Source organism: Hyphomonas sp. BRH_c22 (assembly GCF_000961795.1).
Taxonomy (GTDB): domain Bacteria; phylum Pseudomonadota; class Alphaproteobacteria; order Caulobacterales; family Hyphomonadaceae; genus Hyphomonas.
Map to the genome: position 1 here is coordinate 25,931 of NZ_LADU01000106.1, position 21,802 is coordinate 47,732.

Here is a 21,802-nt window from a genome sequence, read left to right on the forward strand (position 1 = left end):
AATGCCTGCCCGTTGCGCTGGATTAAGGCAAGGGCTTGCCGCTCTGCGTGGCAGTCACGTCATGCCCGTAAATCCAGTCATTGCGCGAATGCACGAAGCCCGGCGCCGTTCGGCCCGCCAGCCACATCGGACCATATGTTGCCAGCTGCGTGAGGGGGTTGTGCCGGTGGAACAGTTTCGCGTTGGCGCGCGCCCCCGCCTGCACGGCGCTTGTCCGGTCGCGGCGGTCCGCCTCGTAGGCCGCAAGGCTCGCTGGCACGCTTTGCCCTTCCGACAGGCGCGCAGCCAGCACCCAGGCATCTTCCACCGCCATCACGGCGCCTTGTGCCAGGAAGGGCAGCATGGGATGGCAGGCATCCCCCAGAAGGGCGACCCGGCCATCGGTCCAGCGCGCCAGCGGCGCACGGTCAAACAAGGCCCAGCGGTTCAGCGTGCCCGCATTGCGGATCAGGTTCACGATCACCGGGTGCCAGCCTGAAAAATCTGCGAGTGCGTCCGCCCGCTCGCCCTCGCCCGACCAGGACTCCACCTGCCAGCCGTCATGCTCCACCACGCCAACAAAGTTCGCCAGCAGGCCGTGGCGCAGGCGATAGGTCACGGCGTGACGCCCCTTGCCGACCCACGCGCAGGCAGTCGGCGGCGGAAGGTGTTTGCCCAGCAAGTCGATCGGCACGACGGCGCGCCACGCGACATTGCCCGTGAATCGCGGGCTGTCCGGCCCCATCATCTGCGCCCGCACGACCGAATGGATGCCATCGGCCCCCACCAGAACGTCGCCTGACACACGGGTTTCGTCCTCAAGCACTGCAGTAACGCCCGTCTCGTCCTGTTCGTATCGCGCCAGTTTCGCACCCAGCCGGACGGCACCCGGCGCACGCTCAGCGAGTTCCGCACTCAGGGCGGTGACAAGGTCTGCCCGATGCACATGCAGGTAGGGCGCGCCCCAGCGGTCGGCCGCCGCGAGGCCCAGTGGAATGTCGAACACGATCCGGCCGCTGCGCCCGAGGCGCATTTCAATGCCTTCAGGCTGGAAGGCCGTGTCCGCAATCCGGTCGGACATGCCCAGCGCTTCGAACACTTTCATGCCATTGGGACTGATCTGCAGACCCGCACCAACCTCGCCCAGCGCCTCGGCCTGTTCCAGGATAGTGACATCATGCCCGAACTGCGTGAGCGCCAGAGCCGCTGTCAGCCCGCCTATACCGCCCCCTGCAATCAGGATTTTCATGGTTCAGGTGCGCCTAACGCTTTTGCGAACTGTCTTCCTTGCCGCCGATCAGGACGAATCGCCGGTCGCAATACTTGCACTCGACAAAGTCTTCATCGCCCATTTCATACCAGACTTTCGGGTGGCCCAGGGCCCCGCCGCCGCCATTGCAGGAAACCTTGTGGCTATTGGACAATACGATTTCCGGCGGACTGAAGACATCACGGGATTTGTTCATCGCTCGCGGCTTTCCATGGAGTTTACGGCGCAAGTCCTTGTTAGCGCCGCTTCAGGGTCCTAACTAGTCCGCAGGGCCGCCCCGCGCAAGACAGGCCTGCAAGTGCAATGAGGCCTGTATGACCAATGCGACGACTGCTCCCGAATTCGCCATCGAAGTCGATCACCTCGAGAAAATCTACCACGCCTCCGGCAAGATGCCTGAAAAGCACGCCCTGAAGGATATCAGCTTGCGCATTCCGCGCGGCTCGGTTTTTGGCCTGCTTGGCCCGAATGGCGCGGGAAAATCCACCTTCATCAATATTCTCGCCGGCCTTGTGAACAAGACGTCAGGCACCGCCCGGATCTGGGGGCTCGACATTGACCAGCACCCGCGCCAGAGCCGCGCCGCCATTGGCGTTGTGAACCAGGAAATCGTTGCCGATCCCTTCTTCACGCCCATGGAGATGCTGGAACTCATGGCCGGCTTCTATGGCGTCCCGAAATCGGAACGGCGCAGCCTCGAAATCCTCACGGCGCTGGGCCTTGAAGACAAGAAGGACGCCTATGTCCGCCAGCTCTCAGGGGGCATGAAGCGGCGTCTGATGGTGGCCAAGGCGCTTGTGCACAATCCGCCCGTGCTGATTCTCGACGAACCGACGGCTGGCGTTGATGTGGAACTGCGCCGGTCACTCTGGACCTATGTGCGCGAATTGCATGACCGCGGCACCACGATCATCCTGACCACGCACTATCTCGAGGAAGCTGAAGAACTCTGTGATTCCATTGCCATTGTGAACCATGGCGAGATCGTCGCGAGCGAGCCAACGCCGAAACTGCTTGCGCGCCTCGACTACAAGACGCTGGTCATTACGCCGAAGGAGCCGCTTAGCGCTGTTCCGGCCAGCCTGGCTGGCCTCGACGCCCGAATCCGCGATACGGGCGAACTCGCCATCACCTTCCGCACCAGTGAAACCGGCATCGGCCGCCTTCTGGAACAGGTACGCGGTGCCGGAGTCAGCATCGGGGACCTCGTCACCGAAGCCCCCGATCTGGAAGATGTCTTCCTGTCGCTGACCAGCGAGCCGGAAGCCGCCTAGTCGTTTCTTGCGGAACACCCTCCGTCCCTTGCCGTTGGTTCACAAGCAACCAAGGAGAAGAGGATGGAGGACCACACCTCACACTACTGGAAGTTCGCGGCGATGATCGCGACCTCCACGATTGTCATGTTCGGACTGATGTACTTGAACACCTATGCGCTGGACCATGTCTGGTTCAGTGAGACACGGCTCTACATGGCCTTCGTCATGGGCGCGTCTATGGCCGTGGTCATGCTCGGTTTCATGCTGAACATGTACCGCAACATAAAGATCAATGTCGCGATATTTGCTGGCAGTTTTGCAGTCTTCGCCGCATCGCTATGGCTGGTACGCAGTCAGGCAACCGTGGACGATACGGCATGGATGAAGGCAATGATCCCTCACCATTCGATCGCCATCCTGACCAGCGAACGCGCCAACATCCGTGACCCGCGCGTCCGCGATCTGGCCGATCGCATCGTCGAGGCCCAGCGGGCGGAAATTTCCGAAATGGAAGCCCTGATCGCCGACATCAAGGCTGACGGCATCCAGGACCAGCGCAACCCGGACTAGGTGATGCGGGCGCGCCTGCGCCGCCTAGATACTCTGCTTGATCCAGTCGGTGATGGCCTGCTTGCTCATCGCGCCGAGATGCGTGGCGGCAACTTTGCCATCCTTGAACACCATCAGGGTCGGCATGCCGCGAACGCCATACTTGGAAGCGACCATCGGGTTCTCGTCGACATTGATCTTGGCGACCTTCACCTTGCCGGCCATGTCTTCCGAAACGGCTTCAAGATGGGGCGACATCTGCTTGCACGGACCGCACCATTCGGCCCAGAAATCCACGACAACGGGCACATCAGACGTGGCGATCACATTGTCGAATTCATCGTCGGTTACGTTCACTGCAGCCATGACGGGCTCCTCTATCTTGCTTCGCTGGATGATACATAGGTGTTCAGCGGGGAAGTCAAACCTCGCTCTGCGCACGCTTTAGAGAGGCTAACAGGTTCGCTTCGGGCAGGACCATCAGTTTCGGGCCGTCCGTCCAGCAGAGCGCCGCCACCACGTCCCGCCCCCGATATGCCTGCCGAAGCACGGCCCAATAGGCAGCCATCTGCGCCAAATAGGTGTCTGCAACCCCTGAAACCGTCTCCGGCGCGGGCTGGTCCGTCTTGAAGTCGATCACGAGCACCCGCTCAGGCGTCACTACCAGCCGGTCAACACGGCCATTGATCACCACGTCCGGCGGCAATTCCTCTGAGGTGCCAATTACGGCCGCTTCCGCCCGCCCGCCCGGGACGAACACATCCGCCATGGCGGGGTCTGCCAGCACACCCATGGCCGCCGCCAGCATCTCGGCCCGCCGGGCATCGTCCAGTTCGGCATCCCGCTCCAGGAAGGTCCGGCCCGCTGTCTCCCGCATCGCCTCTGGCAGTTCCGGCAGGTATTGCAGCAGCGAGTGGATCAGCCGCCCGCGCTTCATCTGTGCCTCGCGACGCACACCAAACGGCGCCAGCACGGGCGTCTGGCGCGACAAGAGGCTGGTTGGCGCGCTCAGGCGGCGGGCGGGTGTATCGACCGGCGGCGGGCGCAGCGCCCAGTCCGGCACCTGGCCTTCCTTGCCGCTTCCGGCCCCCTTGACCCCCATCGCAGGTCCCGGCACCCCATGCCGCCGCACCTCGTCCGCTCCGCCGGGCACAAACGCATCCATCGCGTCCGCGCACAGCGCGTACCAGGATTTCTTATTGAAGCCTTCCTTGCCGCCACCATGCCAGTTGCCCGCAATGATCAGCCGGTCCTGCGCCCGGGTCAGCGCCACATAGAGCAGCCGCCGGTGTTCCTCTTCCACCTTGGCATCCGCAATCGCGCGCTGCGCCGACAATTCCGGGGTGTCAGTGTCCTTGCGCGGCGACCAGACGGGCACTCCGGCCAGATCAAACATGCGGGCAGAACCGCCCCGCGGCCCCGCCGTCGTGTCCGGCAGGACCACGACCGGCGCCTGCAGCCCCTTCGCCCCATGCACCGTCATTACCCGTACCTCGCGCTCCGGCGCGGCGAGATCGCGCTTGATCTCCGTGTTATGCGCTTCCATGGCGGCGAGAAAGCCCTGCAGCGACGCGGGCTCGGCTGAGTCATGCTGCAAGGCGCGTGACATCAGCGCCTCGACCGGGTCGCGCGCCGGCGTGCCCAGCCGCGCATTGATCTTCTCCCACCCTGTCTGGCCGTCCTGTCCGGCCTGATCCATCACCGAGGACAGGAATTCGTATGGCGCCAGATCCGTCCGCTCCAGCAGGCTGCGCAGGAAGCCCGCCGCCGCCTGCACATCCGGGTCCGCGCTCTCCTGCACACGGGCCCAGAGCGAGACACCCTTTTCGCGCTCACCGGCCAGGGGATAGAGATACCGGTCATCATCCACCAGCCCCAGGAACGGCCCGCGCAGGATTTCCGCCAGCGTCAAGTCCGCTTCCGGCAGGACGACGAACCGCAACAGGTTCAGGCAGTCCTGCACGCCGATATGATCGAGCAGTTTCAACCGGTCCGCGCCCGCAACCGGCAAGCCGGCTGATTTCAATGCCCCGATCATCGCATCGAACAGGCCGCCCGTCCGGCCGCGCACGAGCACCAGCACGTCCTGCGGCTGCATCGGCCTGCGCACCCATGACCGGTCTGGCTGTTCGGCCCAGATCGTTTCTCCGCTGTCGATCATCACCCTGATCCGGGCCGCAAGCCGCTTGGCCAGCTTCGCCTTTGGCGACGAGGACCGCATCGCATTGACCGGCCGGTCCCAGGCGTCGGCCGGTTCGTCTTCAGCCATAGGTTCGATCGGCCACAATTCAACACAGCCCGACTGGCTGGCCCGCCGCGCCGTGTGGTTCACCACATCAGCCGTCAGCGGCGCCGTCGATGCATGCGGCACATCTATCGGCGGCGCGCCATTCCAGACCCGATCGACAAACTCGAGCACCTGCGGCGCCGAGCGGAACGACATGTCCATGGACCCGTGCACCATGTCCGCCGCGCGCTGGCCGAACTCGGCCTGCTTGTCGCGGAATTTGGACGGGTCGGCGCCCTGGAAGGAATAGATCGACTGCTTCTCGTCTCCCACCACGAACAGGGTTCGCGGGTCCTGCTGGCGTTCGGCGCCCAGCCCGGAAAAGAATTCGTCCGTGAGGGCCGTGATCAGCTCCCATTGCGGCGGGCTCGTATCCTGCGCCTCGTCAAGCAGCACGTGGCTGAGGCCGCCATCCAGCTTGAACAGCACCCAGTCAGACATGCCGTCCTGCGTCAGCAGGATCCGCGTCTTGTGGATCAGGTCGTCAAAGTCCAGCGCCGCGCGCGCCGCCTTCTCCCGTTGGTAGGCCTGCAAGGCCGGCACGCCCACCCGCAACAGCGCCGACGTCCGCTCGAACGCGCGGGCACGGGTCAATTGCTCATCGATTGCAAAAACCCGTTCGACTTCTGAACCCACAATGCTCCCTGTCGAGTACAGATCAACCACGTTTTGATCTTTACCCGCTTCGGCGTTGTAGAGCTTAGCATATGGCGCCTTCGCACCGAAAAATGCACCGCGATATGCGTTCCATTTTTCTTGCGGATCGGATGAGGCCAACATTCGCTCGATTGCGCTAGCCGTTCTGACATCGTCTCGCTTATTTCCTGCCCGCAGCGAGATGAACGCTTCTCGAACTTGGGTCACCGGCAGCCCTTCGCCCATGGCCAGGTCCAGCAACTCGCGCGCGCTGGCCTCCGGCGCATTCAGGCCATAGCGCAGAGCAAAGTCCATCGCATCGAAATCAAACGCATGAACTTCGGCAAAATCCAGCACCGCATTCGCTGACCAGCGCAGCATGTCCAGTCCCGCCATCGCGCCGTCATGACCGCCTTCCAGCGCCAGCAGGTCCAACAGGTCCGGTGACGCCGCCTGCGCGCGCAGCACAGCATCTGCCCGCGCCGCCTGCCACAGCACCGACGCCTCATCCTCCTCGATCTCGCTAAAACCCGGCAGCACGCCAGCTTCCTGCGGGAACCGCCTCAGGATGCGCGAGCAGAAGGCGTGGATCGTTTCGATACGCAGGCCGCCGGGCGATTCCAGCGCGCGGGCAAACAGGGCACGCGCGGCCTTCAGGTCGTCCGGCGTGTAGGCTGCCTCATCCCGCCCTTCCAGCCTGGCGAGTTCCGAGCGCAGCTTCGGGTCTTCCATCACCGACCAGCGGCCCAGCGTCTTGAACAGGCGCGTCAGCATCTCGCTGGCCGCAGCCTTTGTATAAGTAATGCAAAGGATGGAGTCCGGCTCGGCACCCTTGCGGCCATCATCCCGGCGCAGCAGCAAGCGCGCCACCCGGTCGATCAGGACCTTGGTCTTGCCGCTACCCGCATTGGCGGACACGAAGGCGGGCACGGCCGGATTGGCCACCGCCGCCTGCACACCAATCGCGGCGAGAAAGGCCTCGGCCACATCGCTTTCAAAGACGGGGGCGTTCGGATCAGCCATTGTCGCCGTCTCCGTCCTCGGTATCGCCCGCCCATTCAGCCCGCCGCGCCAGGCGATTGAAGCCATTGTCATATTTCACGAACTTCACCCGCGGCGCCGACAGGAACCTTGTATCCGGCTGGCGGTAATTCGCGATCAGGCGCTTGAGGCCCTCTTCCGCCTTGTCTGCGAGTTCGTCCGGCGTCGCCGTCAGCGCGTTCGACATGCCCACAAGCCGCGCATCGGGCTTTGCCTTGAACGCCACATATTCCAGCGCCGCAACCCTTGCCGCCGGGGTGCCGTCATAGGCGCCCGACCGCGCAATCAGCGCCTGCAGCGGCATTTGCTGGCTCAGTTCCGTCGCAATCTCCTTGTCCGAGGGCGGATTACCCGTCTTGAAGTCGATGATCACCAGATCGCCATTGGCCCTACGCTCGATCCTGTCGGCATTGGCCGAAAGCGTGAAGGGATAGCCTGCAATGTCGAATTTCAGGCGGCCATTCACTTCCAGCTTCGGCTTGCTTCCGTCCGTGTCGCGTCCGGCGCGCCATGCCAGGTACCAGTCGGCCGTGCGCTGCCACACAGCCCGCCGCGCCGCCCAGTCTTCTTCCGGTTCGCCCACCTGCGAGAGTTCGTCCGCCAGCAATGCCATCAGGTGTTCAGCCGTCTTCGGCGCGCCGTCTTCCTCCAGCAATTCCAGCGCATGGTGAATGGCCGTGCCGCGCGGCGCGGGCCCAAGGGGCGCATTCATCGGATCCAGCGGCGACAGGCCCAGCACATTCTCGGCCCACATCGCATAGGGGTCACGCTGTAACAGGTCGATCCGCGTGACAGACAGTTTCTTCGGCCAGCCCTCCGGGTGCCGGGTCGGCCGGGGTTCTGCAGAATAATCTCCGGGCAGCGTGTTCGTGCCGCGCGCCTGCATCGCAGCCACCCAATCCAGCGGATGGCCATTGTCAGGCGCCAGCGCACCGGCTGCCTTCTCGTCCAGCGCACCTTCCGCCAGCGTCTTCAGGCGCCACACCCAGCGCGACGCCACAGCAGGCGCATCATCGCGCCGTGCCGCGTGCAGCATCACCACGCGGGACGCGCAGGCGAGCTGAGCAAAATCATGCGCCGACAGGCCGAGCCGGTCTTCCGGGTCGTTCAGGCCAAGCTCTGCCCGGAACCGGCGCGGCAGGAACGCATCCGGCGACGGGCGGTGCGGCCAGACATCCTCGTTCAGCCCGGCAAGGATCACCCGCCCGGCCGATTGCAGGCGCGCCTCCAGCGGCCCCCATATGGCAAGGCGCGGATGCTCCACCAGTCCGGCACTTACCGTCATCTGCGCGCTTTGCGTATGGATCAGGTCGACCAGCGCATGCGGCGTGATCGGGCCAAGCTGATCCGATATTTCGCGGATACTGACAAACAGCTCAGCGGCCTTCCGGCCATCCTCACCCGCCCATGGCAGCGGCGCTTCGCCGATCCGTCCGGCCAGCGCCGCAATCTGCTCGGCTGACTTCGCGCCGTCCACGTCTGCGCGGCCCGACAGGTCGGCTTCGGTCTCGGCAAACACGGCAATAAGCCTGTCGACCAGTGCGATGGCCTCGTCCTGGTCAGGACGCCTGAAGCGCGCATAGGGCTCGATCATGTGGCGCGTATCGATACTGTCCCGCAACCCGGCAAGATCGCGCCACCGCCGCGGCCCTCTCAGGAAATGCCGCTCCAGCGTCGCCAGTCCCTCGCGGTCCGTCACGAAACCATGCTTCATCGCCGCCGTCAGCGCGACAGGCTCGGACGGGTCCAGCGCCCATGTGGCGCATAGGCCAATCAGGCTGCCGGCCGGTGTTCGCCCCAATGGCACGCCCGCCGAAGGCGGCACATCCACGCCCCAGCGTTTCAGCAAGGCCGACACGCGCCGCGCCAGCCCGGCATCCGGCGTCACAAGCGCCGCCGTCTCCTTGGGTGTCTCAAGCGTCTCGCGCATCAGCAAGGCCGCAGCTTCTGCCTCGGCCGCCTCGTCTGGTGCCTCGATCACGGTCAGCCCGTCCAGCGCGTCCTGCGCAAAGCTTTCCACGGTTGACCCGACAGCCCGGGCGAGCGTCTTCAGCGTGGCGCGCCAGTCTGCCGTCGCATCAGCCGGGGCAAGCGCCTCATGGATCATCCGGCGGCGCGCCGCGTCAGACGCGCGCTGGGGAATGCCGGGCCAGATGCCGACATCGCCGGGCAGGACATGCAAATGGTCCAGCGCATCAATCAGCGCGTTCTGCGGATGGCTGACAGATAGCCGGATGGCGTCCCACGCTTCGCCATCGGCATCAGTATCGAGGCCGGGCAGCACGATCAGGCCGTTCGGCAAGTCCAGGGCCGCCTTCATCAGCACACGGCCCGCAGGCGTCGCGCCCGTCGACCCGGCAATCACCACCGGTGCGGCCGGTGGCCTCGATGCCCAGTCGGCTGCGAGGGCCTTGGCCGCCGCCAGCCGCCGGGCAAACGGGTCCATCGCATTGTTCGCCGCCAGCCATTCAGGCCAGGCCTCGGTGATGATCTCCAGGAACTTCACCGAGCCGTGCCAGTGCGCCGCCAGGTCAGTCTGTTTGACCAGCCCATCCAGCTTCGACCAGTCGACCGCCTCGCTCAGCGCGGCCTGATCCAGTAGACGCGCCAGTTCCCGCGCCGCCGCAATCGTCGAGGCGGGCGGCAGGTCTATCTCGTACTGTGCCGCATAATATCCCCGCACAAGGCTCGCCAGCGCCCCCAGACGCCGCGCCGCCGACATGGCGGCCGGCAGCCCGGCCAGCGCCGTTTCGGCATTTGGTGGCGCTTCCTCGCTTTCAAGGTCGCCCAGCGTGCGAATGTCCGGCGGGAGGATCGTCTTGCCGCCGGCCGCGTCGTACAGGGCCAGCGTCAGCGCCCGCGCCGACCGGCTGTTCGGAACATAGATGATCGCCTCGCTCAGCGCGTCGGGCTGGTCACTGAGGCCCGTCTCCAGCGCCAGCGTGTTGGCCAGCATCCGCAGGAAATCCGCCCCCGGAGGGATTGACCAGACTTTCGGGCGCCCGGCACCGAAGACCTGCGCCTTATGCGCCATGGCAGCGCAGCCACATTTCAGCATCCTTGAGCGCGCCCGGATCGCCCACATGCAGCCAGAACCGATCCAGCGGCCACCCCATCAGCCGCCGTTCGGCAATCAGCCGGTCCCACACCCGCAGCGCAGAGAAACGCTCCATGGGCTCGGCATCATACAATTGCGGCCGGATGATCCGCGCGCCCGCATAGGCCCAAGGGGCAGACTTCGCGTCGCCCCGTCGCACCATGCGGTGGTCATCGCCTAGGAAGAAATCCCCCGCTCCGTCAAAACCGAGGCATCGCCCCGTATCGGCCACCATCAACAGCGCGTCGGCGTGGTCAGGATCAAACGCCTCGGCCAGCGCCACCAGCGGTTCACCGGATTCCGGCGCCCAGAACGCATCGGTATTGATTACAAAGATAGGGTCGTCACCCAGCAGCGGCCGCGCCTTGGCGAGCGCGCCGCCCGTCTCCAGCACTTCACCGCGCTCGTTCGAAATCACGATCTCAAGATCGCTCCGCGCCGCAAGATGCGCTTCCACCTGCTCGGCCAGGTAGTGAACGTTGACGATAACCCGCTTCACGCCCGCCGCCGCCAGCGGGTCCAGCATGCGGTCCATCAGGCGCTTTCCCGCCACATCGATCAGCGGCTTTGGCGTGTCATTGGTCAGCGGCCGCATCCGCGTGCCAAGGCCAGCCGCCAGCACCATCGCTGTATGGGGAACAGGAACGCTCATAGCTTGCCCTCAAATACAAACGGCGTCGTTTCGCGCACGAATGCCGCCATGCCTTCCAGCGCCGGATGCGACAGGTTGCGCGCAAGGATCGAGAGCTGGCGCGGCTGGAACTCACCATAGCGCGGCTTGCCGTCCCGGATCATCAGGCGCGCAAACACGCCCGCAATGCGCAGCGCATTCAGCGCGCCGATCACCGCCAGACGCTCGTCGAACGCCGTGCGCGACTTGCCGGTCCGGTCCAGATAATGCCGGATCGCCGCTTCTGCCGCTTCAGGCGAAACCGCCCGGCGCGCATCCTGGGTCAGCATCGCCATGTCCCACGCGTCCCAGCCCTTCACCGCATCCTGGAAGTCGAGCAGGCCGATACGCCCGCCCTCCAGCCAGAGCAGGTTCTCGGCATGGAAGTCGCGCAGCGTGAATGTGCGGGGAAAACCCACGGCCTGTTCGATCAGCGCGTCGCGTTCGCGCTCCCAGCGCGCGCGGGCCTCACCCGCCAGCGCACCGCCACCTGCCTGCCGGGGCAGCCAGTCGGCATAGAGGTCAGCATTTGTCGCCAGCGCCAGCCGGTCGAATTCAAGGATCGGCCAGACCTCGCCATGCGCTTCCAGCCGTTCCGGCACCGGCAGGGCGTGCAGCTTGGTCAGGACATCCGCCGCCGCGACATAGGCCTCGGTTTCATCGACCAGCCCGCGTTCGATCTGCCGGGCGAGTTCCCTGTTGTCCCCGAAGTCCTCGATCAGGGCCAACCCCGCGTCAGTATCATGCGCCATCACAAGTGGCGGGTGAAAGCCCTGCGAGGCCAGATGCCCGGCCAGCAGCACAAAGGCGTCCACGCGTGAGGCCGCGAGGCGCGTCTGCGCATTCCAGCCCATCGCGTTGCGAACTGATTCATCGGCGTCCGGCGGACAGGGATCAGCCTCGATCCGGGGTGCATCCATCAACAGGGCCCGCGCGGCATCTGGCCGCACCAGCCGGATATACCGGCGCGTCGAGGCATCCTGCCCGAGCGGAATGCGGGTCGCCTCGCCCCACCCGGCGCGTGCCAGGAAGCCGTCGATCAGCGCGTTACGGTGGCGAGAATCGAAATCCATCCAGCCGCTTCTGCCAGTCTTCGCCGACCGGTTCCAGCCTCGCGCGACGCTGCTCCCCAAGCATTTCGAGCGTCAGGTCCAGCCGGACCGCCGGCAGATAGCGGCCCGCACGGGCCGGCCACTCGATCACGGCGACCCCATCCTGCGTATCGTCCCAGCCCAGCTCGTTGACATCTTCCGGCCTGTCCAGACGATACAAATCGAAGTGCCACAGGGGGAAATCAGGCGCGTCATAGGCCTGAACCAGCGTATAGGTCGGACTCGGCACGTCTTCATCTGCCCCGCACAGGGCCTGCACCAGCCCCCGCGTCAGCGTGGTCTTGCCCGCACCGAGCTCGCCATGCAGTGCAATCACGTCGCCGGTCTGCAGCAAGCCGGCAAGGGCCGCGCCCAGCGCGCGGGTGGCTGCATCATCGTCAAGGTCGAAAAGGATTTCCATGGGGGCAATATAAGGGTTCGGGATCGCACCGCCATCGCCGATTCATCCCGGCACCCCTGCGCGCTTCTTGACACACGCCCTCCCGGCTGGAACTCCAGTGCGAGAAAGCATTGCAAAAATGACGCTAGCGTCATAATTTGCGGGAACTGAATTGGGAGCAGGACTTTGGACCTGACGGGAGCATCACGGATCGTGGTCATCGGCGGCGGTCAGGCCGGCGCGCAGGCTCTGCAGTCGCTGCGCCAGGGCGGATACAAGGGCGCGCTGACAATGATCGGCGACGAACCGGCCCTGCCTTACCAGCGCCCGCCCCTGTCCAAGGCCTACATGAAGGGCGAGATGACCGAGGAGCGGCTCTATTTCCGCCCTGCGCCTTGGTATCAGGACCAGAATATCGAGGTCATCCTGTCAACGCGCGCCACCGGTATCGACCGAACCAGCCGCAAGGTCGAACTCGCGCATGGCGGACACGTGGATTATGATGCCCTCATCATTGCCACCGGCTCGCGTCCACGCCCGCTGCCCCTGAAGGGCGCAACGCTTCAGGGCGTGCATGACCTGCGTGACCTTTCAGATGTCGAACGCATCCGGCCCAACATGATTGCCGGCCGCAAGATGGTCATTATCGGCGCCGGCTATATCGGCCTTGAGGCTGCCGCCGTTGCCCGCCAGATGGGTCTGGACGTCACCGTCCTGGAAATGGCGCCGCGTGTCCTTGCCCGCGTCACCAGCCCCGTGATGAGCGCCTTCTTCGAAGCAGAGCACCGCGCGAAGGGCGTCACCATCCTGACGGACGCCCATCTGGACCATCTCGACGGAACCGACGGCAAGGTCAGCGCCGCCATTCTGGCTGACGGCACGCGCCTCGACGCCGATATCGTGCTGGTCGGCATCGGCATCCTTCCGAACGAGGAACTCGCCAGGGAGGCCGGCATCGCCTGCAATAACGGCATCCTGGTCGATCGCGATGCCCGCACATCCGACCCGCGCGTCTTCGCGGCGGGTGACTGTGCAAGCCGCCCGCTCGTCCATTATGGCCGCTCGGGCCGTCTCGAAAGCGTCCACAACGCCATTGAACAGGGCAAGCTCGCGGCGGCCGCCATTCTCGGCAAGCCCCGCCCGGCTGAAGACTGCCCCTGGTTCTGGTCCGATCAATACGACCTGAAGCTGCAGATTGCCGGTCTCAGCCAGGACTATGATGAAATCGTCGTGCGCGGCGCCCCGAAGGACCGCAAGTTTGCGGCCTTCTACCTGCGCAACGGCACCCTGATTGCGGTTGATGCTGTGAACAGTGCACCGGAATTCCTCGCCTCGAAAAAGCTGATCATGACGGGGGCAAAACTCGCGCCCGCCACGCTCGGCGATACATCAATATCGATGAAAGACATTGCCGCGGCAGCCACTGCCGCCTGAAGGAGACAATACAGAATATGGCAAAGATCACTTACGTAGACAATGACGGCACAGAACGCGTTGTCGAGGCCACCAACGGCGAATCCGTGATGGAAGCAGCCGTCAAGAATTCCATTCCCGGTATCGATGCCGATTGCGGCGGCGCATGCGCGTGTGCCACCTGCCACGTCTATGTCGACCCTGCTTTCATGGACAAGGTCGGCGAGCAGCAGGAAATGGAAAAGTCGATGCTCGACTTTGCCGAGAACGTGACGCCCAATTCCCGCCTGTCCTGCCAGATCACCGTCTCTGATGCGCTTGACGGCCTGCGTGTGACGACGCCGGAAAGCCAGCACTAGGCTCTTGGCTGCCTATACGGACCTTCTCGCCAGCATCACGCGTGATGCCGGGAATGTCGCATCCGTGGTCATTCCCGATGCCTGGATGCAGGGGCGCACCACCTATGGCGGCCTGACGGCAGCCCTGTGCCTGGAGGCCGCAATGCCGCTGGCGCCAGGCATGCCGATCCGTTCGGCACAGGTGGCCTTCGTGGGGCCTGTGGGTGGGCCGGTGACCTGCACACCCACCCTGCTGAGACAGGGCAAGAACACGGTCTTCTTGTCCGTGCGCATGATCGGAACAGAGGGCGTCGCAGCCGAAGCGATTTTCGCGTTCGGCGTCGCACGCGCGTCGGCGCTGAGCTTTGCCAACCTTCCCGCGCCGGACGTCACCGCGCCGGGCGATACGCCGAGCTATTTCGGGGACAATCCGAACCGCCCCAATTTCACGCGCAATTTCAACATGCGCATGGCGGCCGGCACGCGGCCGATCTCGGGATCAGACACGGGCGACGTGTCAATCTGGATGCGCCATGTCGATCCGGCCGCGCCCACCGACGCTGTCGCGCTGCTGGCCATCGCCGACGCGCCGCCCCCTGCGGCCATGTCGATGTTCACCGCACCGGCCCGCATCAGTTCGATGACCTGGATGGCTGAATTCCTCACCGATGACATCACAACGCAAGACGGCTGGTTCCTCGCGCGGCACGTGGCCGAGACGGCACGCGACGGCTATTCCAGCCAGGCCATGACCCTGTGGAACAGCGCCGGCGAGCCGATGATGATCGGCCGCCAGACGATTGCAATTTTCGGTTAGCTAGGCCGGACCGTCCTAGTGGACGAGCGCCGCTTTCAGGCTTTCGAGCGCATCATAATGTGTCTGCAGGGCATCCCGCGCCGTGTCATCCTTGTCGAGCGCCTGGATCTTCAGGTGCGTCGCGTCGAGTTCGGCCTGGACCTCTTCCACTTTGACACCTTCAAGATTGCGGGCGTCCTCGGCGAGGATCGTCAGGCCGTCAGGCGTCACATCGGCAAAGCCGCCGCGCACGAAAATGCGCATCTTCACGACGTCACCTTCCAGAACGCGCACGACGCCATTCTTCAGCGTCGTCATGAACGGCGCATGGTTCGCCAGCACACCGAACTCACCGTCGGTGCCCGGCGCGATCACATGATCGACCTCGCCAGAGAAAAGCTCTCTGGCGGGTGAAACGAGTGAGAAGTGCAGTTTGTCGGCCATAAGGCTGATCCTGTATCTTAAGCGGCGTCTGCCATCATCTTGGCGGCTTTGGCTTTCGCCTCGTCGATATTGCCGACCATGTAGAAGGCCTGCTCCGGCAGGTGATCGAACTCGCCGGCGATCAGGCCGGTGAAGCCCTTGATCGTGTCTTCCAGCTTCACCTGGACGCCTGGCGAACCGGTGAAGATTTCAGCCACGTCGAACGGCTGCGACAGGAAGCGTTCCACCTTGCGAGCACGGGCCACGGCCAGTTTGTCTTCTTCCGACAGTTCGTCCATGCCGAGAATGGCGATGATATCCTGCAGTTCCTTGTACTTCTGAAGGATTTCCTGCACGCCGCGTGCGATGTTGTAATGGTCTTCACCTACGATGCGCGGATCAAGGATACGGCTCGTGGAATCGAGCGGGTCAACAGCGGGATAGATGCCCTTCTCGGCGATAGCACGGTTGAGAACCGTGGTCGCGTCAAGGTGGGCGAACGAGGTGGCTGGCGCAGGGTCGGTCAGGTCATCTGCGGGCACGTACACGGCCTGAACCGAGGTGATCGAGCCCTTGTTGGTCGACGTGATGCGCTCCTGCAGCTGGCCCATGTCGGTGGCCAGTGTCGGCTGGTAGCCCACAGCCGAAGGAATACGGCCGAGCAGGGCCGACACTTCGGCGCCGGCTTGCGTGAAGCGGAAGATGTTGTCGACGAAGAACAGAACGTCCTTGCCTTCTTCATCGCGGAAATATTCGGCCTGTGCGAGGCCGGTCAGGGCGACGCGGGCACGCGCGCCCGGAGGCTCGTTCATCTGGCCGTAGACCAGCGCGATGCGGCTTTCGCCTTCCAGGTTGATAACCTTGGATTCGATCATCTCGTGGTAAAGGTCGTTGCCCTCACGCGTCCGCTCGCCGACACCGGCAAACACCGAATAGCCGCCGAACAGTTTCGCGATATTGTTGATCAGTTCCATGATCAGAACCGTCTTGCCCACACCGGCACCGCCGAACAGGCCGATCTTGCCGCCCTTCACATAGGGGCAGAGCAGGTCGATCACCTTGATACCCGTCACAAGCACTTCGGACTCGGTCGACTGGTCGGTGAACGGAGGCGCATCCGCGTGGATCGAGCGGCGCATGTCGGTGTCGATCGGGCCGCGCTCGTCGATCGGCTCGCCGATGACGTTCATGATGCGGCCAAGCGTGGCCGGGCCAACCGGCACGGTGATCGAGCGGCCGAGGTCAGCCACCGGATTGCCGCGAACGAGGCCTTCCGTGGAGTCCATGGCGATCGTGCGGACCGTATTCTCGCCGAGGTGCTGGGCGACCTCGAGGACGAGGCGGTTGCCGTTATTGTCGGTCTCTAGTGCGTTGAGAATGCTCGGAAGTTCGCCGTCGAATTCGACGTCGACCACGGCGCCGATGACCTGTGATACGCGGCCTTTTGCGTTTGCGGGAGTGCTCATGCGGGTCGTCTCCTTTGGAGCGGATGTCGTCTTGGGTGTTGAAACGGGGGCAGCTGCAGCCGGAACCGGCGCGGCAGCAGGTGAAGATGAGGTCTTGGCACTTGCAGGCTTGCAAACGCCGCAGGCGCGGGTGTCCTTCTGGCCGAGCGCCTGGGCGGCTGCGTCGGCTTCAGGGAACGTGGCGAAGGGGCCGTGCCACTTGTCGTCGTCATTGGTGGCGTCGCCGCCCACGCCAGCGCCATTATTGCAATAGCGGCAGTCGGACGTGTGGATACGTGCCCGCTTGCTGCCAAAGTTTTCGTAGATCCAGAAGCTCATCGGTTTTCCTACAATGCCTCTGCACCGGAGATGATCTCGATCAGCTCCTTGGTGATCTGCGCCTGGCGGGCACGGTTATATTGCAGCGACAGGGAGTCGATCATGTCGCCGGCATTGCGCGTTGCGTTGTCCATCGCCGTCATGCGGCTTGCCTGCTCACCGGCGGCGCTTTCCAGCATGGCCGACAGGATCTGCGTGTTGATATAGCGCGGCAGCAGCGTTTCGAGGATCTCCGTCTCGGATGGCTCGTAACGATAGATCGCCCCTTTCAGGTCGACCGTTTCGGCATCCGCTGGCGCAGCCGCCGGGATGATCTGCTGCGCGGTCGGCACCTGCGACAGCACGTTCTTGAACTGCGAATAGATCAGGGTCGCGACGTCGAACTCGCCGTCTTCGAACCGCTTGGTCAGTGACTGGCCGAGGCCGATGGCGGAATCGGTAAAGTTGCCGCCTTTGACGTCACCCAGATCGACATGCCCGATGAACATGTCGCCATACTCACGCGACAATTGCTCACGGCCCTTCTTGCCGACCGTCATTATCTTGACCGTCTTGCCCTCGGCCCGCAGTTCGCCAATCTTCACCTTGGCCAGCTTCGCGATATACGAGTTGAAACCGCCCGCCAGCCCGCGCTCGGCGGTCATGACGATAATCAGGTGCGTCTTGTCGCTGCCGGTGCCTGCGAGCAGCCGTGGCCCGCCTGCACCTGCCGATGCCGACAGGTTCGCCAGAACGGAGGCCATGCGCGAGGCATAGGGCCGCGAGGCCTGGGCGGCTTCCTGCGCGCGCTTCAGCTTCGCTGCGGCCACCATTTGCATGGCCTTCGTGATCTTCCGCGTGGATTTCACGCTGGCGATCCGGTTCTTGAGGTCCTTCAAGCTGGGCATGTCAGGCCTTCTGGTTATTCAAACTATGCGTCAGGACGGGCGGAATCAGGCGAATTTCGACGTGAAGTCTTCGAGGGCCGCCTTCAGCGCCTCCTCGGTCTTGTCAGACAGGGCCTTCTCCTCGCGGATCGTCTTGAGCAGGTCTTTCTTGGCACCACGCATATGGGCCAGCAGTTCCTTTTCGTAACGGGTCACTTCGCTGACGGCGACTTTGTCGATATAGCCACGTGTACCCGCGTAGATGACAACAACCTGCTCTTCCATCAGCAGCGGCGAGTATTGCGGCTGTTTCAGCAGTTCGGTCAGACGGGCGCCGCGGTTAAGCAGGCGCTGCGTGGCAGCGTCGAGGTCGGAACCGAATTTCGCAAAGGCGGCCATCTCGCGGTACTGGGCGAGTTCACCCTTCATCGAGCCGGCAACCTTCTTCATCGCTTTCGTCTGGGCGGCAGAGCCCACACGCGACACCGAGAGGCCGACGTTCACGGCCGGGCGGATGCCCTGGTAGAACAGGTCGGTTTCAAGGAAGATCTGGCCGTCCGTGATCGAGATCACGTTGGTCGGGATATAGGCCGACACGTCGTTGGCCTGCGTTTCGATGATCGGCAGCGCGGTCAGCGAACCATTGCCGGCCGCATCACCCATCTTCGCCGCGCGCTCAAGCAGGCGCGAGTGGAGATAGAACACGTCGCCGGGATAGGCTTCACGGCCCGGAGGACGGCGCAGCAGCAGCGACATCTGGCGATACGCAACAGCCTGCTTGGAAAGGTCATCATAGATGATCAGGGCGTGCATGCCGTTGTCACGGAACCACTCACCCATGGTGCAGCCGGTGAACGGTGCGAGATACTGGAGCGGCGCCGGCTCGGACGCCGTAGCGGACACAACGATCGTGTAGTCCAGCGCGCCGCGCTCTTCGAGCGTCTTGACCACCTGGGCAACCGTCGAACGCTTCTGGCCGATGGCCACATAGACGCAGAACAGCTTGTCCTTGTCGGACTTGGCCGCGTCATTGGTAGGCTTCTGGTTCAGGATCGTGTCGATGCAGACAGCGGTCTTGCCGGTCTGGCGGTCACCGATGACGAGTTCGCGCTGGCCGCGGCCAACCGGGATCATGGCGTCGATGGCCTTGATGCCTGTCATCATGGGCTCGTGCACGCCCTTGCGCGGGATGATGCCCGGCGCCTTCACGTCAACGCGTTCGCGCGAAGCAACATCCTTCAGCGGGCCCTTGCCGTCGATCGGCTCGCCCAGCGGATCGACAACGCGGCCCAGCAGGCCCTTGCCGACCGGTGCAGACACGATCTCGCCCGAACGCTTGACGGTGTCGCCTTCCTTGATCGAGCTGTCGCTGCCGAAGATCACGACGCCGACATTGTCGCTTTCCAGGTTCAGGGCCATGCCCTTGATGCCGCCATCGAACTCGACGAGTTCGCCAGCCTGCACGCTGTCGAGGCCATAGATGCGGGCAATACCGTCACCCACCGAAAGCACCTGGCCGACATCGGAGACTTCAGCGTCGACGCCAAAGTTTTCGATCTGGGACTTCAGGATGCCCGAAATTTCTGCTGCGCTGATATCCATCGAGCTGACTATGCTCCCTTCATGGCGGTGTTCATGCGATCAAGTTTGGCGGCAATGCTGGCATCAACGAGTTTGGACCCGATGCGCAGCTGGATACCGCCGATGAGCGAGGCATCCACCTCGCTTGTAAGTTCAACCTCGCCGCCAACGGCCTTGGCGAGGATCGATTCGATGCGGGCGCGCTCGGCGCCTGTCATGTCTTTTGCGGTGCGAACGACAGCGCGCTGCACGCCGCGCTGTTTCGCGTAAAGCTCGTCAAAGGCGCCCTGGGCCGAAACAATCTCGTTCGAACGGCCATTCGTGGCCATTACGCCGACGAAATTCGCCAGCATCGTGCCGAGGCCCGATGCCTTCATCACGTCCGCCAGGGCACGCACTTTCTCGTCACGCGAGAAGGCGGGCGAATCGAGCAGGATGGTAAGATCCTTGGAGCCTTTCGCCATTTCGACGAATGCCTTGTAATCATTGTGCACTTCGGCCAGCTGGCCCTTGTCCTGGGCCAGCTCGAACAAGGCCAGCGCATAGCGCCGGGCAGCTTCAGTCGCATGTGTACGTGTCGATGCAGCCAAGGGTCCAGGATCCGTTGCTTGTCGGGGCGGGTAAGGCCCGGAATTATATTAAAGAGACAGCGTGCCCGACACGCGCGCCCTATTGATCAGTGCGCCGCTTAGCACCAGAAAATCAGCCTGACAACATGGCCGCAGCGCCAATTTCTGCGGCGGAATGGCACGTAAGTCGAAGATGGGACCCTACATGAACGAGTATGGGTCGATATCCACTGACACGCGAACCGGCCGCGGGAGCTTCAGCCGACCCATCCAGGCCGCCATATAGGCAGAAAGATCAACGTTTCTCGGGCTTTTGACGAGGAATCGCCGCCGGTGGCGTCCGCGCAGCACGGTGATCGGCGCCGGGGCCGGCCCGAACAGCTCGATTCCCGCACCATTCGGCGCTGCCAGCGATATATCGCGCGCCGCCTCGTCCACCATCTCGGCGCTGGGCGCCGACAGGATCAGTGCTGCCAGCCGCCCGAATGGCGGCAGGCCGAGTTCGGCGCGCACATCCCGCTCGATCTGCAGGAACCCGTCCCGGTCCCCGTCCGCCAGCGCCAGCATGGCCGGATTGTCCGGCGCATAGGTCTGCACCAGCGCCCGCCCCGGCCGCTCGGCCCGCCCGGCCCGGCCCGCCACCTGGCTCAGCAGCTGATAGGTCCGCTCCCCGGCCCTCAGGTCGCCGCCCTTCATCCCCGAATCGGCGTCCACCACGCCGACCAGCGTCAGGTTGGGGAAATTGTGCCCCTTGGCGACGATCTGCGTGCCGATCAGCACGTCGATATCGCCCGTCTCCATGCGCTCGATAATGCCCCGCGTCGCATCCCCGCCCATCGCCGTGTCGGACGAGAATATCTCGATCCGCGCCTGCGGCATCAGCACGCGCACCTCCTCGGCCACCCGTTCCACCCCCGGGCCAACCCCCATTAGCGAATCCTTCGCCCCGCAGGCCGGGCACACGCCGGGCTTGGGAATCGAATAGCCTGTCACATGGCACACCAGCCGCCCGCTATAGCGGTGCTCGGTCAGCCAGTTCTCGGTGCCCGGCGTCTTCAGCCGCTCGCCGCACGCCTTGCAGATCACCAGTGGCGCATAGCCCCGCCGGTTGAGAAACAGCAGGCTCTGCTCGCCCGCCGCCAGCGTCTCCTGCAGGGCATGGGTCAGGTGCGGCGACAGCCAGTGATTCTTCTCCGGCGGCGCCCTGCGCAGGTCCACCAGTTCCACGTCAGGCAGCCGCGCCATGCCGGGCCGCGCCGCCAGCATCAGCCGCGTATAGCGCCCGGCCTCAGCATTCACCACGGTCTCCAGCGCCGGGGTCGCCGAGGCCAGCACCACCCCTGCCCCCTCCAGCTTTGCCCGCATCACCGCCATGTCGCGCGCATGATAGGTGACGCCGTCCTCCTGCTTGTAGCTGCCGTCGTGCTCTTCATCGACGATGACAAGCTTCAGGTTCGCATAGGGCAGGAACAGCGCCGAACGCGCGCCGATCACGATCCGCGCCCGGCCATGCGCCGCCTCCCGCCATGTCCGGCGGCGTTCCTTGTCCGACAGACCCGAATGCCAGGGCGCAGGCGCCGCCCCGAAGCGCGCCTCGAACCGCGACAGGATCGCCTGCGTCAGCGCGATCTCCGGCAGCATGACCAGCACCTGCGCCTGCGGGTCCACACGCAGCGCCTCCGCAATCGCCTCGAAATAAACTTCCGTCTTGCCCGACCCCGTCACGCCGTCCAGCAGGAAGGCGGCAAAGCCTCCT

19 protein-coding genes are annotated in these 21,802 nt (G+C 64.2%); 5 read left to right on the forward strand and 14 right to left on the reverse strand.

From position 1 onward, the window contains the following. Nucleotides 1-22: 22 nt before the first annotated feature. Together VR74_RS14700 and VR74_RS14705 are read right to left on the reverse strand one after the other, a co-directional pair. The gene (locus VR74_RS14700; RefSeq protein WP_045698079.1) at nt 23-1,228 is read right to left on the reverse strand and encodes an FAD-dependent monooxygenase; all 1,206 of its coding nucleotides are present in this window, start codon (nt 1,226-1,228) and stop codon (nt 23-25) included. Nucleotides 1,229-1,241: 13 nt separating this feature from the next. Further along, on the reverse strand, nt 1,242-1,445 hold the full coding sequence (locus tag VR74_RS14705) for a zinc-finger domain-containing protein (RefSeq protein WP_045698082.1): 204 nt from the start codon (nt 1,443-1,445) through the stop codon (nt 1,242-1,244). 118 nt (nt 1,446-1,563) lie between these two features. Here VR74_RS14705 and VR74_RS14710 point away from each other — a divergent pair, with 118 nt between their 5' ends. Together VR74_RS14710 and VR74_RS14715 are read left to right on the forward strand one after the other, a co-directional pair. Continuing rightward, a complete protein-coding gene (locus VR74_RS14710; protein ID WP_045698083.1) occupies nt 1,564-2,523 on the forward strand; it encodes an ABC transporter ATP-binding protein in 960 nt (319 codons plus the stop codon). A 63-nt stretch (nt 2,524-2,586) separates the two neighbouring features. Beyond that, a complete protein-coding gene (locus VR74_RS14715; protein WP_045698085.1) occupies nt 2,587-3,075 on the forward strand; it encodes a DUF305 domain-containing protein in 489 nt (162 codons plus the stop codon). A gap of 24 nt (nt 3,076-3,099) precedes the next feature. Here VR74_RS14715 and trxA read toward each other — a convergent pair whose 3' ends face one another. Genes trxA through tsaE form a run of 6 tightly spaced genes read right to left on the reverse strand, consistent with a single transcriptional unit; the run spans nt 3,100 to nt 12,297 of the window. Continuing rightward, a complete protein-coding gene (trxA, locus tag VR74_RS14720; protein WP_045698087.1) occupies nt 3,100-3,420 on the reverse strand; it encodes a thioredoxin in 321 nt (106 codons plus the stop codon). Nucleotides 3,421-3,475: 55 nt separating this feature from the next. After that, complete coding sequence (addA, locus tag VR74_RS14725; RefSeq protein WP_299950714.1) at nt 3,476-7,000, reverse strand: double-strand break repair helicase AddA; 3,525 nt, start codon at nt 6,998-7,000, stop codon at nt 3,476-3,478. Beyond that, on the reverse strand, nt 6,993-10,052 hold the full coding sequence (gene addB, locus VR74_RS14730; protein ID WP_045698088.1) for a double-strand break repair protein AddB: 3,060 nt from the start codon (nt 10,050-10,052) through the stop codon (nt 6,993-6,995). The genes addA and addB overlap by 8 nt, the downstream gene beginning before the upstream one ends. Next, a complete protein-coding gene (locus VR74_RS14735; protein ID WP_045698090.1) occupies nt 10,042-10,767 on the reverse strand; it encodes a nucleotidyltransferase family protein in 726 nt (241 codons plus the stop codon). Before VR74_RS14735 ends, addB begins: the two co-directional genes overlap by 11 nt. Next, on the reverse strand, nt 10,764-11,858 hold the full coding sequence (locus VR74_RS14740) for a phosphotransferase (protein ID WP_045698092.1): 1,095 nt from the start codon (nt 11,856-11,858) through the stop codon (nt 10,764-10,766). Before VR74_RS14740 ends, VR74_RS14735 begins: the two co-directional genes overlap by 4 nt. Next, nucleotides 11,833-12,297, reverse strand: coding sequence for a tRNA (adenosine(37)-N6)-threonylcarbamoyltransferase complex ATPase subunit type 1 TsaE (gene tsaE, locus VR74_RS14745; RefSeq protein ID WP_045698094.1), 465 nt, complete (start codon nt 12,295-12,297; stop codon nt 11,833-11,835). Before tsaE ends, VR74_RS14740 begins: the two co-directional genes overlap by 26 nt. A 165-nt stretch (nt 12,298-12,462) precedes the next feature. On the opposite strand from tsaE, the gene VR74_RS14750 reads away from it, so the two are divergent. From VR74_RS14750 to VR74_RS14760, 3 genes are read left to right on the forward strand one after another with little or no spacing between them, the layout of a single operon-like run. After that, entirely contained in the window at nt 12,463-13,710 is a 1,248-nt protein-coding gene (locus VR74_RS14750; RefSeq protein WP_045698096.1) for an FAD-dependent oxidoreductase, read from the forward strand. Nucleotides 13,711-13,727: 17 nt separating this feature from the next. After that, nucleotides 13,728-14,048: a 2Fe-2S iron-sulfur cluster-binding protein gene (locus tag VR74_RS14755; RefSeq protein WP_045698098.1), complete on the forward strand. Its 321-nt coding sequence runs from the start codon at nt 13,728-13,730 to the stop codon at nt 14,046-14,048. Nucleotides 14,049-14,052: 4 nt separating this feature from the next. Continuing rightward, a complete protein-coding gene (locus tag VR74_RS14760) occupies nt 14,053-14,844 on the forward strand; it encodes a thioesterase family protein (RefSeq protein ID WP_045698100.1) in 792 nt (263 codons plus the stop codon). Nucleotides 14,845-14,859: 15 nt separating this feature from the next. On the opposite strand, the gene VR74_RS14765 is transcribed toward VR74_RS14760, so the two are convergent. The 6 genes from VR74_RS14765 to priA form a co-directional block, all read right to left on the reverse strand. After that, a complete protein-coding gene (locus VR74_RS14765; protein WP_045698103.1) occupies nt 14,860-15,267 on the reverse strand; it encodes a F0F1 ATP synthase subunit epsilon in 408 nt (135 codons plus the stop codon). A 17-nt stretch (nt 15,268-15,284) separates the two neighbouring features. Beyond that, nucleotides 15,285-16,712, reverse strand: a complete 1,428-nt coding sequence (atpD, locus tag VR74_RS14770) for a F0F1 ATP synthase subunit beta (RefSeq protein ID WP_045698118.1) — start codon at nt 16,710-16,712, stop codon at nt 15,285-15,287. Between the two features lie 326 nt (nt 16,713-17,038). Continuing rightward, entirely contained in the window at nt 17,039-17,917 is an 879-nt protein-coding gene (locus VR74_RS14775) for a F0F1 ATP synthase subunit gamma (protein ID WP_045698104.1), read from the reverse strand. A gap of 45 nt (nt 17,918-17,962) precedes the next feature. Beyond that, nucleotides 17,963-19,498 (reverse strand): F0F1 ATP synthase subunit alpha, encoded by a 1,536-nt coding sequence (gene atpA / locus VR74_RS14780; protein ID WP_045698106.1) that lies wholly within the window; start codon nt 19,496-19,498, stop codon nt 17,963-17,965. A gap of 8 nt (nt 19,499-19,506) precedes the next feature. Beyond that, the gene (atpH, locus tag VR74_RS14785) at nt 19,507-20,067 is read right to left on the reverse strand and encodes an ATP synthase F1 subunit delta (RefSeq protein WP_045698108.1); all 561 of its coding nucleotides are present in this window, start codon (nt 20,065-20,067) and stop codon (nt 19,507-19,509) included. A gap of 180 nt (nt 20,068-20,247) precedes the next feature. Then, a partial coding sequence (priA, locus tag VR74_RS14790; RefSeq protein ID WP_045698110.1) for a primosomal protein N' occupies nt 20,248-21,802 on the reverse strand: 1,555 nt, incomplete at its 5' end.